Here is a 16,045-nt window from a genome sequence, read left to right as displayed (position 1 = left end):
CGTTCGGCACCGGCCCCGCCGGCATGGAGGAAATATTGCGCTGGAATCGAGCGGGCGGCAACCGGACGGGGCGCGCGGCTCAGCGGTAGCGCCCGCCGACGAAGGGATTGCTCTCGCGCTCTTCGCCGAACGTGGACGTGGGACCGTGGCCGGGGATGAAGGTGATGTCGTCGCCGAGCGGAAAGAGCTTGTCGCGGATCGAGTGGATCAGAGTCTGATGGTCGCCGCGGGGAAAGTCGGTGCGCCCGATCGAGCCGGCGAACAGGACGTCGCCGACGATCGCCAGGCGCGCGCCGGGATGAACGAACACGACATGGCCGGGGGTATGGCCGGGCGCATGAATGACCTGCAAGGTCTCCTCGCCGACGGTGACGGTATCGCCGTCGTGCAGCCAGCGGTCGGGCTCGAAGGCCTCGACGCCGGGAAAACCGAATGTACGGCTCTGCTCCGGCATCCCTTCGATCCAGAAGCGGTCTTCTTCCTGCGGGCCTTCGATCGGCACGCCCAGCTCGCGGGCGAGCTTCGCGGTGCCGCCGGCATGGTCGATGTGGCCGTGGGTGACGAGGATCCGCTCCACCGTCACCCCCAGCTCGCGCACCGCGGCGAGGATGCGGTCGAGGTCGCCGCCGGGGTCCACCACCGCCGCCTTCTTGCTGCGGTCGCACCACAGGATGCTGCAGTTCTGCTCAAAGGGGGTGACCGGGACGATGCTGACCTGGATCATGGGAAGACACTCCTGAATTCGTTGGCACGGGCGGCAGTTTAACCGATCGGCCTTGTGCCGCCGCAGAGGTGAAAAACCCGCCCGGCGACAACTGCCGCGGGGCGGGCGAAGGGTCGGCGCAAGCGCCTCCGGCCGCAGCCGGACGCGGTCAGATCACACCCTGGGCGAGCATCGCGTCGGCGACCTTGACGAAGCCGGCGACGTTGGCGCCGTCGGCGTAGCTCACCGTGCCGTCCTCGCGCTGGCCGTACTTCAGGCAGGCGGCGTGGATGCCGAGCATGATCTCCTGCAGGCGGCCGTCGACCTCGTCGCGCGTCCACGACATGCGCATCGCGTTCTGGCTCATCTCCAGGCCGGAGGTGGCGACGCCACCGGCGTTGCTCGCCTTGCCCGGGGCGTAGAGCACGCCGTTGTGCTCGAACACCTTCACCGCTTCGGCGGTGCTGGGCATGTTGGCACCTTCGGCCACGGCGATCACGCCGTTCTTGACCAGGGTCGCAGCGTCATTGGCGTCGAGCTCGTTCTGGGTCGCGCACGGCAGCGCAACTTCGACCGGCACGTGCCACGGCCGCACGCCCGGCTCGAAGCGGGCGCCGACACGCTCGGCGTACTCGGCGACACGGCCGTAGTAGTGGTTCTTGATTTCCATGAGGACGGCCAGCTTCTCGTGGGTGAAGCCTTCCTCGTCGATCACCGTGCCGCTCGAATCCGAGCAGGTGATCGGCTTCGCGCCGAGCTGGAGCAGCTTCTCGATGGCGTACTGGGCGACGTTGCCCGAACCCGACACCGACACGCGCATCCCGGCGAAGTCGCGCCCGGCATGCTCGAGCATGGCCTGAGCGAAATACACCGTGCCATAGCCGGTCGATTCCGGACGGATCAGCGAGCCGCCGAACGCGAGGCCCTTGCCGGTGAACACGCACGCGGCGTCGTTCGACAGCTTCTTCATCATCCCCGTCATGAAGCCGACTTCACGCCCGCCGACGCCGATGTCGCCCGCCGGCACGTCGGTGTCGGAGCCGATGTGGCGGTACAGCTCGCTGATGAAAGCCTGGCAGAAGCGCATCACTTCACCGGGGCTGCGGCCTTTGGGATCGAAGTCGGAACCGCCCTTGCCGCCGCCCATCGGCAGCGTGGTGAGCGCGTTCTTGAAGGTCTGCTCGAAGGCGAGGAACTTCAGGATCGACAGGTTCACCGAGGGGTGGAAGCGCAGGCCGCCCTTGTAGGGGCCGATCGCCGAGCTGTGCTGGATGCGGTAGCCGCGATTGACCTGCACCTCGCCGCGGTCGTCCACCCAGGAGACGCGGAACATGATCACGCGCTCGGGCTCGATCAGCCGGTCGAGGAGGGAATGCTCGGCATAACGTTGATTCGCGGAAATGAAGGGCCACAGGCTCTCCATGACTTCACTGACCGCCTGCAGGTATTCGGGCTGGCCGGGGTTGCGCTGTTCAACGTAAGCCAGGAACTCCTCGAGAGACTGATATTTCATGGTATTGAGCCTGTAGGTAGGGTGAATTGAAAATGGAGCGGACAGACACGCGCACGCGATGATCTCGGTTTTACCCGAAATCATCGCGTGCGCACCCCAATATTGTGCATCAAAATCCCCACATTGGTGCGTCGCGGGTTGAAAATTTTTCTTTCCGCCCCTTCATGCACCATGGCAGTGCGAAAAGCGGCGGCGCGATGCGATCCCGCCGGCGTGATTGCACCTTCCCGCTCCGCCCCTTATCCTTTCCTCCCGCCCCACTCCCTCCCGCCATGGCCCGCATCCGAATCGAACTCCCCGCCGCCTTCGCCTTCCGGACCGACGTCCCGCTACTGATCTCGCACATCAATTACGGCAACCATCTCGACAACGCCCAACTGCTCGGCGTGGTCTCCGAGGCGCGGGTGCGTTTCCTGAAATCGATGGGCTACACCGAACTCGACGTCGACGGCTGCGGCATCATCGTCGCCGACGCCGCCGTCCAGTACCGCGCCGAAGCCTTCCACGGCGAAACCATGACCGTCGACATGACCGCCGCCGACTTCCACGAACACGGCTGCGACCTTGCATGGCGGATGTCGGACCAGGCGAGCGGGCGCGAAGTGGCGCGCGGCAAGACCGGGATCATGTTCTTCGACTACGGCGCGCGGCAAAAGGCACCCGTTCCGGAGCGCTTCCGGCAGCGCTTCACCGCCTCCTGAAGCACTGCCGGCGCACCCCGTTGCACTCCGCTCCCCGCGCCCCCGGCACCGCACCCCGCCAGGCGCCCCCGACCCGCGACGCTTCCCCGCCATGCACAGTGCAGCCCATCCGGAGCAGCCCTCCCCACGCCCCCGCGTTGCCGTGATCGGCGGCGGTCCGGCCGGCCTGATGGCGGCCGAAACCCTGGCCAACGGCGGCGTGGACGTCACCGTGTTCGACGCCATGCCCTCGGTCGGGCGCAAGTTCCTGCTCGCCGGGCGCGGCGGGCTCAACCTCACCCACAGCGAAGCGGCCGACACCTTCCTCGCCCGCTACGGCGAGCGCCGCGGCGCCCTCGCGCCGATGCTCGCCGCCTTCGGCCCGCAGGCGCTGCGCGAATGGGCGCACGGCCTCGGGGTGGAGACCTTCATCGGCAGTTCCGGGCGTGTGTTTCCGCGCGAAATGAAGGCGGCGCCGCTGCTGCGCGCCTGGCTGGCGCGGCTGCGCGCGGCCGGCGTGCACTTCGCCGTGCGCCACCGCTGGCTGGGCTGGGCCGGGAACGGCACGGCGCTGCGCTTTGCCGCCCCGGGCGGAGAACGCACGGTCACGGCCGACGCCGTGGTGCTCGCGCTGGGCGGCGGCAGCTGGGCCAGGCTGGGCTCGGACGGCGCCTGGGTGGCGCTGCTGCGCGCCGCCGGCGTCGACGTCGCCGCGCTGCAGCCGGCCAACTGCGGCTTCGACATCGGCTGGAGCGCGCACTTCGCCGAGCGCTTCCGCGGCCAGCCGCTGAAATCGGTCGCCGCCCGCGTCACCGACGCCGGCGGCCGCGTGCACCAGCGTGCCGGCGAAGCCCTGATCTCCGCCACCGGCATCGAAGGCGGGCTGATCTACGCCTTGTCGGCGGTGCTGCGCGACACCCTGCGCGCCCAGGGCAGCGTCACCTTCTATCTCGACCTCGCCCCCGGGCGTAGCCTGGAGCGCCTGACTGCGGAGCTTTCCCGTCCGCGCGGGCGCCGCTCGCTGGCCAGCCACCTGCAGGGCCAGGCCGGGATCAAGGGGGTCAAGGCCGGGCTGCTGCACGAATGCCTGGGGAAAGCCGATTTCGACGATCCCGCACGCCTCGCCGCCGGGATCAAGGCGCTGCCGCTGCGCCTGGCCGCGCCACGCCCGCTCGACGAGGCGATCAGCAGCGCCGGCGGCGTGCGCTTCGAGGCGCTGGATCCGAACCTGATGCTGCAGGCGGTCCCCGGCGTGTTCTGCGCCGGCGAAATGCTCGACTGGGAAGCGCCCACCGGCGGCTACCTGCTCACCGCCTGCTTCGCCAGCGGCGCGGCCGCCGGGCGCGGCGTGCGGACGTGGCTGCAGGCTCGCACCTCGCGCCCGGCGGCCGGTGGATGAAGGAGATCACGGCAAGGGATCGCTGAACGGAGCGGGCGAACAGGACCGGACGAACAAAGCCGGGCGGTCTCACCCGGGCCCGGGCAGCCGGGCCGGCCCCGTCACCGCGGGTCGGAAGAGCATCCGCGCTCCCGGGCCACGACCACCGCCTCGAGGCGGCGCAAATACAGGGCCAGGCCGAACACGGCGAGCACGCACCCACCGACGGCCAGGCTCACTCCGGGCCAGCGCCCCCCGCTCCAAGCCAGGCCGACGAGGGAGCCCGGGATGCTGGCCCCCAGGTAATAGCCGGTGAGGTACAGTGCCGCGGCCAGCGCCCGCCGCTCGCTCGCGCGCGCGCCGACCCAGCCGCTGGCGGTGGCATGAGCGCCGAAAAAACCGAAGGTGAACAAGGCTACGCCGCCGATCACCGCGGGAAGCGATTCGGGCAGGGTCAGCCCCAGGCCGAGCCCCATCACCGCCACCATGATCCATAACACCTGCCTGCGCCCGATCCGATCGACCAGCCGCCCCGACCACGCCGAAGCCCAGGTGCCCAGCACGTAGAGCAGGAAAATGGCCCCGATCGCGCTCTGCCCCAATTCGAAAGGCACGGCCTCGAGGCGGAAGCCGAGGTAATTGTAGAGCCCGACGAATGCCCCCATCAGCAGGAAGGAGGACAGGAACAGGACGGGCAGGCCGGGGTCGCGGAAGATGCGTCCCAGATCAGCGGCGAGGGCGGCGGGCGCCATGCTGCGCGGCTCGAAATGGCGCGATGCGGGGACGCATTTCCAGAACAGCAGGGCGGCCGCAAGCCCGATCAGACCGAGGACCAGGAAGGCGCTCTGCCAGTCGCTCCACTCGGTGACCAGCGCGGCGATGAAGCGCCCGCTCATCCCCCCCAGGGCGTTGCCGGCGATGTAGAGCCCCATCGCCCGGCCTCTGGCGTCGGGGGCGATCTCCTCTCCCAGCCAGGCCATCGCCGCCGCCGGCAGCCCGGCGATGGAAATGCCGAGCAGGGTGCGCAGGACCAGCAGCTGCTGGAAATCCGCCACCAGCGGCATCAGCAGGGAGAAGAAGGCCGAGCCGGCAAGCGAGCATTTCATCAACCGCGCCCGGCCGAAGCGGTCCGACAGCAGGCTGGCGGGGACCAGCATCAGCGCGAGCGCCGCGGTGGCGACCGAAACCGACAGGCTGGCGCTGGCCGGCGCCACGCCGAAATACGCGGAAAACAGGGGGAGCAGGGGCTGGGGGCCGTACAGCAGGCAGAACGTGGCAAAGCCGCCGACGAACATGGCGAAATTGGCCCGCCGGTACGCGGCCGTGCCGGCGGCGAGGTGGCTGGGTTCGTGGGCGGCGGTGGACATGGGCGCAGGCGTTCGGAGGAGGGAGTTCGGGGAATCGTAGTTGCCCGTTTACACGCAGTCCAATATATTCAATAGCATCAAATAATCTAAAAAACAGATCAATGGAACTGCGCCACCTGCGCTACTTCGTCACCGTGGCCGAAGAGCTGCACTTCACCCGGGCCGCCGAACGCCTGCACATCGGCCAGCCGCCTTTGTCGATGCAGATCCGCGATCTGGAAGCGGAGCTGGGCGTGGCCCTGTTCGAACGCAGCAAGCGCCGGGTGGCGCTGACCGAGGCCGGAGAACGCTTTCTGGTGCGCGCCCGGGCGATCCTCGACGATGCCGCGGCGGCGACCGAAGAAGCCCGGCGCGCCGCCCGCGGCGAGCTGGGCCGGCTGCGGATCGGCTTCACCTCGTCCCTGCCCTACTCCACCACCCTGCCCGACCTGCTCTACGCCTACCGCCAGCGCTATCCTGAAGTGGAACTGCAGCTCACCGAAATGTTCACCGACGCGCAATTGGCCGCCCTGGCCAGGGGCCGGCTGGATGTGGGCCTGGTGCGCTATGTCGGTGGCCCCGTCGCGGCAGGGGTCAAGGTGCGGGAAATCGGCCGCGACCCCCTGCGCCTGGTGATCAACGTCGCCCACCGCCTCGCCGGGCGGAGCTCGATCCGCTTCGCCGAGCTCGCCGACGAAGCCTTCATCACCTTTCCACCGGGCGCCGGAACCGGACTGCCGGCCCTGCTCGCGCAGCTCAGCCGGCGCGCCGGCTTCGAGCCCCGGATCGTGCAGACCGCACGCGAGGCCACCACCCAGATCGGCCTCGTCGCCGCCGGCCTGGGCCTGGCCCTGCTCCCCGCCCCGCTCGAATGCGTGCACATTCCCCGCGTCCGCTACCTGCCGATCGACGACGAGGGCGCCCATTTCGCCCTCTCCGTCGCCGTCCGCGAAACCGATACCCGCCCCCTGCTGGCGGGCTTTCTCGAAGTACTGGAGCAGCTGCGCCCGCACGCCGGCTGAGAGCCCCGCAAGCGGTGAACGACTCACCAGTTCGACTCGCGCTCCGGGGTCGCGCTGATGCGGTGGATCGACAAGTCGGCGCCGTTGAACTCCTCCTCCTGCTCCAGGCGCAGGCCGACCACCGCCTTCAGCGCCCCATAGACGAGCCCGCCGCCGACGAGCGCGACGGCGATGCCGAGCGCAGTCATGATCAACTGCGGCAGGAACGCCACGCCGCCCAGGCCGCCGAGCGCTGCGCTGCCGAACACCCCCGCCGCCAGCCCGCCCCACGCCCCGCACAGCCCGTGCAGCGGCCACACCCCGAGCACGTCGTCGATCTTCCAGCGGTTCTGGGTCAGGGTGAACATCAGCACGAACAGCGCGCCGGCAACCGCGCCCACCACCAGCGCCCCGAGCGGGTGCATCACGTCCGAGCCGGCGCACACCGCGACCAGGCCGGCGAGCGGGCCGTTATGGACGAAGCCGGGGTCGTTGCGCCCGGCCGCGAGCGCCGCCACCGTGCCGCCGACCATCGCCATCAGCGAGTTGATCGCGACCAGGCCGGAAATGCTGTCGAGCTTCTGCGCCGACATCACGTTGAAGCCGAACCAGCCCACGATCAGGATCCACGCGCCGAGGGCGAGAAAGGGGATCGACGACGGCGGGTGGGCGGCGATCGCGCCACTGCGCGAATAACGTCCGCGCCGCGCGCCCAGCAGCAGTACCGCCGGCAGCGCGATCCAGCCGCCCATCGCATGCACCACCACGGAGCCGGCGAAATCGTGGAACTCGGCGCCGAAGCTCGCCTTCAGCCAGGCCTGGATGCCGAAGGCCTGGTTCCAGGCGATGCCTTCGAACAACGGATAGACGAAGCCGACGAGCACGAAAGTCGCCGCCAGCTGGGGCTGGAAGCGCGCGCGCTCGGCGATGCCGCCGGAGATGATCGCCGGGATCGCCGCGGCGAAAGTCAGCAGGAAGAAGAAGCGGGTCAGTTCGTAGCCGCTTCTTTCGACCAGAACCTGGGCGCCACTGAAAAAATGCACGCCGTAGGCGATGCCGTAGCCGATGAAGAAATACGCCAGCGTCGACACCGCGAAATCGGACAGGATCTTGACCAGGGCATTGACCTGGTTCTTCTTGCGCACCGTGCCGAGCTCGAGAAAGGCGAAGCCGGCATGCATCGCGAGCACCATGATCGCGCCCAGCAGGATGAACAATACGTCGTTGCTCGAATTGACCGCTTCCATAAGACCTCCATATCGGACGTCCTTTTGAAGCAAGCACTGTTCCAGTGCGACAAACCGCACCGGAACACGCCGTTGCCACCATTACCGGGCATTCCTGCGCACCACCAGCGTGCGCTCTGCACGCGCCACCCTCCAACCTGGTGCGTCCGGCGCCGGCCGGAGCGAGTTGCCGCCGCGATGCGGCTCACCTATGGTGAAGCGTGGCCGGCATATGAAAACGATTCCCGCCAACGGCGTTCGCGGCCACGCGCAGCCCACACACCGGGAGCAGGCCGCCCCCGGCGCACCGCCCCGCAAGGAGACCCCCATGAGCAAGTACAAGGTTGGCTACTTCGTCGGCAGCCTGTCGAGCACGTCGATCAACCGCCTGCTGGCGAAAGCGCTGGTGCGCCTGGCGCCGCCCGAACTGGAACTGAGCGAAATCCCGATCAAGGACCTGCCGCTGTACAGCCAGGACTACGATGCCGACTTCCCGCCGGTCGCACGCGCCCTCAAGAAGAACATTGCCGAGGTCGATGCCATCCTCTTCGTCACCCCCGAATTCAACCGCTCGATTCCCGGCGGGCTGAAGAACGCGATCGACTGGGCGAGCCGCCCCTGGGGCAAGAACTCCCTTGCCCGCAAGCCCGCGGGCGTGATCGGTGCCTCCCCCGGCTCGATCGGCACCGCGCTCGCGCAGCAGAGCCTGCGCGGCGTGCTGTGCTTCTGCAACGCTCCCCTGATGAATACGGTCGAGGCCTACCTCCAGTTCAAGCCCGGACTGATCACCGAAGACGGCCAGGTCACCGACCCGTCGACGGCCGACTTCCTGCGCAACTACATGAACGAGTTCCACGCCTTCATCGTGCGCGTGCTGACCGTGCTGCCGCGCACCCCCTGATCGATCGAACCCGAACCCACCACGACCGACTGGACGCCCCATTCCGTTCCGGCCGTGGTGCGGCGCGCGGCGCGGCCGGCCCGTCCGGAGAGGGACCGCAGCGCCTTCGGGTCGCTGCCCCCGGGGAGCCGCCTTTGGGCTGTTTTCTCGCCGCAGCGTAAAATGCGCTTTTGACCGCCCCTCGCCGCCGATGCCCGCCCCCCCTGCCGCCGCCCGCCGCCCCGAACTGCTCGCCCCCGCCGGCACCCTGGAGATGATGCATACCGCCTTCGCCTACGGCGCGGACGCGGTCTATGCCGGCCAGCCGCGCTATTCGCTGCGCGTGCGCAACAACAGCTTCGGCCAGCTCGATACGCTCGCCGCCGGCATCGACGCCGCCCACGCCGCCGGCAAGCTGTTCTACCTGGTCGCCAACATCACCCCGCACAACGCCAAGGTGCGCAGCTTCGAGGCCGACATGGCGCCGGTGATCGCGCTCCGCCCCGATGCCCTGATCATGGCCGACCCCGGGCTGATGATGCTGGTGCGCGAGCGCTGGCCGGAGACGGACCTCCACCTCTCGGTGCAGGCCAATACCACCAACTACGCGTCGGTGCGCTTCTGGCAGTCGGTCGGGGTCAAGCGCATCATCCTGTCGCGCGAACTGTCGCTCGACGAGATCGCCGAGATCCGCGACGCCTGCCCGGACATCGAGCTCGAAGTCTTCGTCCACGGCGCGCTGTGCATCGCCTACTCCGGACGCTGCCTGCTGTCGGGCTACTTCAACCACCGCGACCCCAACCAGGGCAGCTGCACCAACGCCTGCCGCTGGGATTACAGCCTGCACGCAGCGGGCGAGGACGCCAGCGGCAACGTCCACACCGACGGCGGCCCGCCCATCGGCACCCCGAAAGACGCCGGTGCGGTCGGCACCGCCACCCGCAGCCGGCGCGAGCTGACGCTCGGCGGCGGCCCGCGCCACCTCGGCGGCAGCAAGCCGTGGCTGCTCGAAGAAGGCACCCGCCCCGGCGAGCTGATGCCGATCGAAGAGGACGAGCACGGCACCTACATCCTCAACTCGAAGGATCTGCGCGCGATCGAGCACGTGCACCGCCTGGTCGAGATCGGCGTCGATTCGCTGAAGATCGAAGGCCGCACCAAGAGCCCGTACTACGTCGCCCGCGCCGCCCAGGGCTACCGCCGCGCGATCGACGACGCCCTCGCCGGCCGCCCCTTCGACCCCCGCCTGCTCGGCGAACTCGAAGGGCTGGCGAGCCGCGGCTACACCGACGGCTTCTACCAGCGCCACCACACCCCCGAACAGCAGAACTACCTGCGCGGCCATTCCGAGTCCGGGCGCAGCCTGCTGGTGGGCGAAGTGGTGGGCTACGATGCCGCCCGCGGACTGGCCGAAGTCGAAGTCAAGAACGGCTTCGCCCCCGGTGACCGGCTCGAATTCGTGCAACCTGGCGGCAACCGCGACGGCGTCCCGGCGCAGGTCCTCGCCGCCGACGGCAGTGCGCTCGCGCGCGTCCCCGGCAGCGGCCGGCGGGTGTGGCTGGCGCTGCCCGCAGGCAGCGACCCGGCGCAACCCTGCTTCATCGCCCGCTACCTCTGACCCGGCCCGCCGCCCGCGGGTGCACCACCTTCCCGCACGGTAGCCGCCCCCTCCCGCCTCCCGACCTTCGCCATGATCCTCGACATCGACCTCGTTTCCGACTTCGTCTGCCCCTGGTGCTTCCTCGGCAAGACCCGCCTCGACCATGCCCTCGCCGAACTCCGCGCCAGCCGCCCCGACCTCGAAGTCCGGGTGAACTGGCTGCCCTTTTTCCTCAACCCGGACACGCCGGCGGCGGGCGAGCCCTACCGCGCCTTCCTCGACGCCAAGTTCGGCGGCCCGATCAAGGCCGAGGCGGTGCTCGACAGCGTGCGCGAGGCCGCCGCGATGGACGGCTTGCACTACGCCTTCGAGCGCATCCAGACCCGCCCCAACACCCTCGACGCCCACCGCCTGATGTACCGGGCGCAGGCCGCGGGGCGCAAGCCGGCCCACATCCAGGCGCTGGCCCAGGCCTTGTTCGCCGCCCATTTCCAGGAAGGGCGGGACATCGGCGATGCGGACACGCTGGCCGACCTTGCCGCCGCCTGCGGCGACCGCCGCGACGCAGTGGCCGCCTACCTCGTCGGCAAGGCGGACATCGACAAGGTCGGGCGCATGGCCGAGGGCGTGCGCCGGCAGGGCATCGACGGCGTGCCCTTTTTCATCCTCAACCGCAAACTGGCGCTGTCCGGCGCACAATCGGCGGCGGTGCTGGGGGCGGCGATCCTGCAGTCGCTGCAGACGGGCAAGCCGTCCTGAGCCTGCCGCCGGGGGTGGGAACACCGGCCCCCGAACCCGCGTCTGAACACAGGCGAGCGGGACCGCCTGTTCGGCTCCGCCACCGCGATCCGCGCGAAAGCCCCGCTAAAAAATCACCGGAAGCCGCAATCGCCGCCGTGCCTTCCCCCGGTCCAGGATGAACGCCACTCCGCCCATGCTCACTGCCGACGACCTCGAAGCCCTCGCCCGGGCGCGCTGGCTGCTGGACAACCCCAGCCTCGCCGCGCGCCTGAGCGGCTTCATCGGCAGCCCGCTCGAACGCGGCCTCGCCCGCCTGCCGCAGGCCTGGCGCGCCCGCGTCGGCGCGCTCGCCCATGACGCCCTGCTGCGCGCGCTCGCCACGGCGGCAAAAACGCTGAAGGCGGAAGCGGACAGCGCCTCGCCGCGCCTGCACAAGCTGCTCGGCTCGGTCAGCGGCGGCGCCGGCGGCGCCTTCGGCCTCGCCGGGCTGACGGTGGAAATTCCGCTGTCGACGGTGCTGATCATGCGCGCCATCCTCGACATCGCGCGCGCCGAGGGCGAGGACATCACCGCCCCCGGCGCACGCCTGGCGGCGCTCGAAGTGTTCGCCCTCGGCGGCCCCGCGCGCAGCGACGACGCCGCCGATGCCGGCTACTACGCGGTGCGCGCAGCGCTCGCCACCGGCGTCAGCGAGGCCGCCCGCCATCTCGCCGAAAAGGGCCTGAGCGCCGAGGGCGCGCCCGCGCTGGTGCGCCTGATCACCCTCGTCGCCGCGCGCTACAAGGTCCAGCTCACGCAGAAGGCCGCCGGCATGCTGGTGCCGGGCATCGGCGCCGCCGCGGGCGCGGCGATCAACCTGATGTTCATGAACCACTTCCAGGACGTCAGCCGCGGCCACTTCACCGTGCGCCGGCTCGAACGCCGCTACGGTGCGGACGCGGTGCGCGCCGCGTGGCGGGCGCTGGATGCAGGCAGGGGCGCACCGCGGCCCTGAGGCCCCGCCGCGCCCAGGCCGAGCAGCTCGCGCACCCGCGCCTCGCCGAGCACGCCCGATACCGCCACTGCCCCACCGCGACCGTCGAAGAACAGCGTGCGCGGCAGTTCGCCGCGCCAGTCGGGATCGATGGCGAAGGCCAGGCGCTCAGGGGCCTCATCGCCATAGGCAAAACGCTCGCCGGGCACGCCGAAACGCTCGAGGATCGCGCCCAGCTGCGGCTCGGCCGGTTCCACGGCGAGCGTGATCAGGCGCAGGCCGGGCTCGGCCTGCGCCATCGCCGCGAACAGGGCGAGGTTCTTCTTGCAATGCACGCACTCGGCCGACCACAGCGCCAGGATGGTCGGCGCGCGGTGGGCGGCGGGGGCGACGAGGCGGCGCGCGCCGGCCGCATCGAGGCTGACGAAAGCCGGTGCGGTGGGAGGCATCGCAGCGGCACCCGCCGCGGCGGGCACGCTCGCCGTCATCGTGTCCGCCGCGGCCGGCGTCGCCCAGCCCAGCAGCACGGCGGCGAACACGGCAGCCAGCACGGCTACCGCATTTTTCCTCAGGTGGTTCGTCTTCATCGCAGTGCATACCCCTTCATGCCTTCATCGGCGGTGCGCCAGAACGCGAACAGGGTCTCGCCCCGGCGCAACAGGCGCGGCTGGTCGGACGCACCCGCGGTGGCGGCCAGTTCCTGGCTGCGGAAGCTGCGCCCGCCATCGTCGGAGAGTTCGGCGAAAAGCCGGGTGCGCTCGCCGTCGAATTCCTTCCACACGATGGCAAGGCGCACACCGGCAAGGGCGATGTCGGCATGCGCGGCGCGCGGCCCGCCGACCGCGCGCTGGCCTTCGACCGCGCCGGCGCTGAGGCGGCCGTAGAACACCCGCCCCGCGCCCGCGCGCTGGTTGAACCACACTGCATGGCGGCTGCCGTCGGCGGCGACCGCCAGCGCCGGGCCATGGTGCGGGCAGGCATCGATCTGCCAGCGGTCGAAGGTTGCGCGCACAAGCGGCGCCGCAGCGCCGTCGGCGTCGACACGGGCGAGCGCGTGATCACGCTCGTTGGGCGCGAAAACGTGGCGCCACAGCAGCAGCGGCGCGCCGTCGACGTCCTCGGTCAGCGCCAGCCGGCAGCACTGGCAGCTGTGGTCGACGAGCTTCACTTCGGGCCGGAAGCTGCGTCCGCCGTCATCGGACAGCGCGGCATAGATCGCCGAGCCGCGGTAGTCGCCGCCCTCGCGCCTGGCTGCGGCACCGTCACGGCCGTCGATCCAGGCAAGCACCACCTGGCCGTCGCTCATCACCCGCATCGCATTGAAGCTGTGGCCGACGATGCTGCGGTCACGATGCACGGTCACCGGCTCGTCGAAGTGCAGGCCGTCGGCAGCGCGCGCGAAGCGGACGTCGCCGGTGAAACGCTCCTCGAAACGGCGCGCCCACGACACCAGCACCGCGCCGTCGGCGGCGAAGGCGAGCTGCGGCCGGTTCTCACCGTCGGCCGCGATCGCCTCCGGGACGCGGTTGACCACCGCCGCTTCGACCCAGTGCTGGCCGGCGTCGGTGCTGCGGTGGAGCACGACATGGCCGTCGCGGCTGGCGACCGCGTACCAGCTGCCGTCGGGCGCGATCGCGGCGCTGGTGCCGAGTTCGGGCCGCGCCGCCTTCGCCGGCTTGTCCGCCACCGCTTTTTCCATTACCGGCTTGTCCGTTGCCACATGCCCGCCATGCGCGGCGGCGGCGCCCACGATGCCCAACGCAAGCACGGCGCCGCACACCCGGCGCCCCCATGACCACAACATCCTTTTCATCATCCTTGCTCCTGATAAATCGCCATTTCCATCCTCACCATTTCGCCTGCAGGCCGGCATAGACGGTGCGCGGCAGGCCGGCGGTGTAACTGGCTGCACCGCTCGACAGGCCCGAAGTCTCGGCGTGGCGACGGTCGAACAGGTTGGTGACGCTGGCGTAGGCCTCGAAGCCCTTGGCGAAGGGGACGCTCGCGCGCAGGTTGAAGAGGTCGTGGCCGTCGTACTTGCTGGTGTTGGCGGCGTCGCGCCAGTAGCTGCCGAGGCGGAACCATTCGAGCTGCACGCGCCCGCCGTTCATTGCCGCCGGCGCGTAGCTCAGGCGGGTGTTGGCGAGCAGGCGCGGGGCGGTTTCCATCTCCTTGCCGCTGAAATCGGCCGTGCCCGACACGACCCAGGTTTCGTACGTATGCTTGGCGTAGGACAGGCTGGCGTCGAGCCGCCAGTCGCGCGCCAGCGCCAGGCCGAGGCCGGCCTCAACACCGCGGTGCAGGGTCTCGCCGGCATTGACCGCGGTGCGCTGGTTGGTGAGCGGGTCCTGGAAGCTGACGATGTCGTCCTTCTTGGTCATGTGATAAAGGGACAGTTCGTAGCTGAGGCCGCCCGCATGGCCGCGCAAGCCGGTCTCGAAACTATCGACGACGACCGGTTTGAGCTTCAGCAGCGATTCGGCCTGGGCCTGCGCGCGCGCCGCGCTGGACTCGCGGCTGCCGCGGAAGACCTGGCTTTCGGAGGGCGCACGGAAGGCGTTGCTGTAGGACACGAAGCCGCTCAGCTGCTCGGTGAACGCCCAGGTGGCGCCCAGCTTCGGGCTGAGGTGGTGGTAGCCGACCTTGGTGCTGGCGGCGTGGCCGTACCAGCCGTTCCCCGGGAAAGGTCCCGCCACCCCCTGGGTGGCGCCGGCCGCACCGCCGTTGAACTTGTTCGTGTAGTCATATTGCATGTCGTCGTAACGCACTCCGGCAGTGACGCGCAGACGCTCGAGGGGCGAGATTTCGCCGTGGAGATAAGGCGAGAGGGCGCGGAAAGTGACGTCGTAGCGATAGATCTGCACCGCCGCCACGGCACGGTCGAGGCGGTAGGAGGTGCCGCCGAAGGCGTTGGTCGTGCGCGTCAGGGCGATCGAATCCTCGTCGCGCGAGCCGGGGCTGTAGTCGACATCGAAGCCGGCGATGAGGCGCGCGCGCAGCGGCGCGAAATCCATCCGGTACTTGCTCAGGAAGCCGAAGGACTGGTTCTCGGTCAGGTAACGGTTGGGGTCGTAGCTGACCGTCCAGCTCGGGATGATCTTCATCCGGTTGTCGCGGAAGTACGGCGTCACCGACAGCAGGGTGGTGGCAGTCTCACGCTCGAAGGCGGTCGACAGGCGGAAGGCCTCGACTTCGCGGAAGGAGAACGGAATGTTGTTGCTGCGCGGCGCGTGGTGGAACTCGGCCCGGTTCAGGCTGCCGACGTGCTGCTGGTCGACGCTGGAAAAGGACAGCACGGTCTTCAGCAGCGCGTCGTCGGCCAGCGCGCGGTCCCAGCGCAGGGTGCCGGCGCGGCGGTCGTAGCCGGCGTCGCGCTGCCAGCCATCGCTGTGGGTCAGGTTCAGGCTGGCGCGCCAGGCGTCGTCCGCATCGGCGTCGCCGCCGCTCGCCAGCACCCGGCCCCAGCCGTGCGCGCCGGCCTCGCCGCCGAGCTCGAACTCGGGCCCGGAAGGCGGCGTGCGCGTGAGCACGTTGATCGTGCCGCCGATCGCGTCCGAACCGTACAGCGCGCTGCCCGGGCCTTTGGAGACTTCCAGCCCGCCCGACTGCGGCACGTTGATCTCGTACAGCGCGTTGTGGTTGAAGAAGCCGGTCGAGCGCGTCGGAATGCCGTCTTCCAGATAGAGATAGACCGCGGCGGTGGTCAGCGGCTGGCGGATCGCGGTGGAGTGGCCTTCGCCCGACAGGTTGCTGATCCACACTCCGGGAACCTGGTTGAGCACTTCCTTCGGGTGCGCCGGGCGGGTCGCGGCGAGGGTCTGCTCCTTCACTGCAGACACCGTGGCCGGGGTCTCGCCGAGCGGGCGCGCCTCGCGCGTCGCGGTGACGCTGACTTCGCCCAGCACGGGCAGGGTTTCGGCGGCGGCGGCGAACGCGGCGCCGAGGGCCGCGCTCAGGGCGGCAAGCTGCTGGTATTTCACGCTGTACTCCTTTCCTGGATGCGC

General features: G+C 69.9%; 14 protein-coding genes. 7 read left to right on the top strand and 7 right to left on the bottom strand.

The genetic code is table 11. The features are described 5' to 3' along the window. Positions 1 to 79 precede the first annotated feature (79 nt). Both Tchl_RS05840 and gdhA read right to left on the bottom strand, forming a co-directional pair. Entirely contained in the window at positions 80 to 724 is a 645-nt protein-coding gene (locus Tchl_RS05840; RefSeq protein WP_075147570.1) for an MBL fold metallo-hydrolase, read from the bottom strand. Between the two features lie 148 nt (positions 725 to 872). Beyond that, positions 873 to 2,216 (bottom strand): NADP-specific glutamate dehydrogenase, encoded by a 1,344-nt coding sequence (gdhA, locus tag Tchl_RS05835; RefSeq protein ID WP_075147569.1) that lies wholly within the window; start codon positions 2,214 to 2,216, stop codon positions 873 to 875. Between the two features lie 272 nt (positions 2,217 to 2,488). On the opposite strand from gdhA, the gene Tchl_RS05830 reads away from it, so the two are divergent. Continuing rightward, positions 2,489 to 2,917 (top strand): acyl-CoA thioesterase, encoded by a 429-nt coding sequence (locus Tchl_RS05830; RefSeq protein ID WP_075147568.1) that lies wholly within the window; start codon positions 2,489 to 2,491, stop codon positions 2,915 to 2,917. Positions 2,918 to 3,008: 91 nt separating this feature from the next. Continuing rightward, the gene (locus tag Tchl_RS05825; protein WP_075147567.1) at positions 3,009 to 4,295 is read left to right on the top strand and encodes a TIGR03862 family flavoprotein; all 1,287 of its coding nucleotides are present in this window, start codon (positions 3,009 to 3,011) and stop codon (positions 4,293 to 4,295) included. 101 nt (positions 4,296 to 4,396) lie between these two features. On the opposite strand, the gene Tchl_RS05820 is transcribed toward Tchl_RS05825, so the two are convergent. Beyond that, a complete protein-coding gene (locus tag Tchl_RS05820) occupies positions 4,397 to 5,641 on the bottom strand; it encodes an MFS transporter (protein WP_408646120.1) in 1,245 nt (414 codons plus the stop codon). 101 nt (positions 5,642 to 5,742) lie between these two features. On the opposite strand from Tchl_RS05820, the gene Tchl_RS05815 reads away from it, so the two are divergent. Further along, entirely contained in the window at positions 5,743 to 6,642 is a 900-nt protein-coding gene (locus Tchl_RS05815; protein WP_075147566.1) for a LysR family transcriptional regulator, read from the top strand. A 23-nt stretch (positions 6,643 to 6,665) separates the two neighbouring features. Here Tchl_RS05815 and Tchl_RS05810 read toward each other — a convergent pair whose 3' ends face one another. Next, entirely contained in the window at positions 6,666 to 7,868 is a 1,203-nt protein-coding gene (locus tag Tchl_RS05810; protein ID WP_075147565.1) for an ammonium transporter, read from the bottom strand. Positions 7,869 to 8,175: 307 nt separating this feature from the next. Here Tchl_RS05810 and Tchl_RS05805 point away from each other — a divergent pair, with 307 nt between their 5' ends. From Tchl_RS05805 to Tchl_RS05790, 4 genes are all read left to right on the top strand, one after another. After that, positions 8,176 to 8,748, top strand: a complete 573-nt coding sequence (locus Tchl_RS05805) for an NADPH-dependent FMN reductase (protein WP_075147564.1) — start codon at positions 8,176 to 8,178, stop codon at positions 8,746 to 8,748. A gap of 190 nt (positions 8,749 to 8,938) precedes the next feature. Beyond that, on the top strand, positions 8,939 to 10,345 hold the full coding sequence (gene trhP, locus Tchl_RS05800) for a prephenate-dependent tRNA uridine(34) hydroxylase TrhP (RefSeq protein ID WP_075147563.1): 1,407 nt from the start codon (positions 8,939 to 8,941) through the stop codon (positions 10,343 to 10,345). Between the two features lie 72 nt (positions 10,346 to 10,417). Beyond that, positions 10,418 to 11,086 (top strand): DsbA family oxidoreductase, encoded by a 669-nt coding sequence (locus Tchl_RS05795; RefSeq protein ID WP_075147562.1) that lies wholly within the window; start codon positions 10,418 to 10,420, stop codon positions 11,084 to 11,086. Between the two features lie 157 nt (positions 11,087 to 11,243). After that, positions 11,244 to 12,062, top strand: a complete 819-nt coding sequence (locus Tchl_RS05790; RefSeq protein ID WP_075147561.1) for an EcsC family protein — start codon at positions 11,244 to 11,246, stop codon at positions 12,060 to 12,062. Here the strand turns inward: Tchl_RS05790 and Tchl_RS05785 are convergent. The 3 genes from Tchl_RS05785 to Tchl_RS05775 are packed head-to-tail and all read right to left on the bottom strand — an operon-like array spanning position 11,993 to position 16,021. Further along, positions 11,993 to 12,628 (bottom strand): TlpA family protein disulfide reductase, encoded by a 636-nt coding sequence (locus tag Tchl_RS05785; protein WP_232311666.1) that lies wholly within the window; start codon positions 12,626 to 12,628, stop codon positions 11,993 to 11,995. The genes Tchl_RS05790 and Tchl_RS05785 overlap by 70 nt on opposite strands. Further along, positions 12,625 to 13,857 (bottom strand): exo-alpha-sialidase, encoded by a 1,233-nt coding sequence (locus Tchl_RS05780; RefSeq protein WP_232311665.1) that lies wholly within the window; start codon positions 13,855 to 13,857, stop codon positions 12,625 to 12,627. Before Tchl_RS05780 ends, Tchl_RS05785 begins: the two co-directional genes overlap by 4 nt. 31 nt (positions 13,858 to 13,888) lie before the next feature. Beyond that, entirely contained in the window at positions 13,889 to 16,021 is a 2,133-nt protein-coding gene (locus Tchl_RS05775) for a TonB-dependent receptor (RefSeq protein ID WP_075147559.1), read from the bottom strand. Positions 16,022 to 16,045: the final 24 nt, after the last annotated feature.

The sequence above is a fragment of the Thauera chlorobenzoica genome (assembly GCF_001922305.1).
Lineage (GTDB): Bacteria > Pseudomonadota > Gammaproteobacteria > Burkholderiales > Rhodocyclaceae > Thauera > Thauera chlorobenzoica.
The sequence above is the reverse complement of the archived record's forward strand: the minus strand, read 5'-3'. Positions and strand labels throughout refer to the sequence as shown.

Bases quoted from the DNA above. Each gene is read 5' to 3' on its own strand.
- Tchl_RS05840 (WP_075147570.1), bottom strand. From the start codon at position 724: ATGATCCAGGTCAGCATCGTCCCGGTCACCCCCTTTGAGCAGAACTGC.
- gdhA (WP_075147569.1), bottom strand. From the start codon at position 2,216: ATGAAATATCAGTCTCTCGAGGAGTTCCTGGCTTACGTTGAACAGCGC.
- Tchl_RS05830 (WP_075147568.1), top strand. From the start codon at position 2,489: ATGGCCCGCATCCGAATCGAACTCCCCGCCGCCTTCGCCTTCCGGACC.
- Tchl_RS05825 (WP_075147567.1), top strand. From the start codon at position 3,009: ATGCACAGTGCAGCCCATCCGGAGCAGCCCTCCCCACGCCCCCGCGTT.
- Tchl_RS05820 (WP_408646120.1), bottom strand. From the start codon at position 5,641: ATGTCCACCGCCGCCCACGAACCCAGCCACCTCGCCGCCGGCACGGCC.
- Tchl_RS05815 (WP_075147566.1), top strand. From the start codon at position 5,743: ATGGAACTGCGCCACCTGCGCTACTTCGTCACCGTGGCCGAAGAGCTG.
- Tchl_RS05810 (WP_075147565.1), bottom strand. From the start codon at position 7,868: ATGGAAGCGGTCAATTCGAGCAACGACGTATTGTTCATCCTGCTGGGC.
- Tchl_RS05805 (WP_075147564.1), top strand. From the start codon at position 8,176: ATGAGCAAGTACAAGGTTGGCTACTTCGTCGGCAGCCTGTCGAGCACG.
- trhP (WP_075147563.1), top strand. From the start codon at position 8,939: ATGCCCGCCCCCCCTGCCGCCGCCCGCCGCCCCGAACTGCTCGCCCCC.
- Tchl_RS05795 (WP_075147562.1), top strand. From the start codon at position 10,418: ATGATCCTCGACATCGACCTCGTTTCCGACTTCGTCTGCCCCTGGTGC.
- Tchl_RS05790 (WP_075147561.1), top strand. From the start codon at position 11,244: ATGAACGCCACTCCGCCCATGCTCACTGCCGACGACCTCGAAGCCCTC.
- Tchl_RS05785 (WP_232311666.1), bottom strand. From the start codon at position 12,628: ATGAAGACGAACCACCTGAGGAAAAATGCGGTAGCCGTGCTGGCTGCC.
- Tchl_RS05780 (WP_232311665.1), bottom strand. From the start codon at position 13,857: ATGATGAAAAGGATGTTGTGGTCATGGGGGCGCCGGGTGTGCGGCGCC.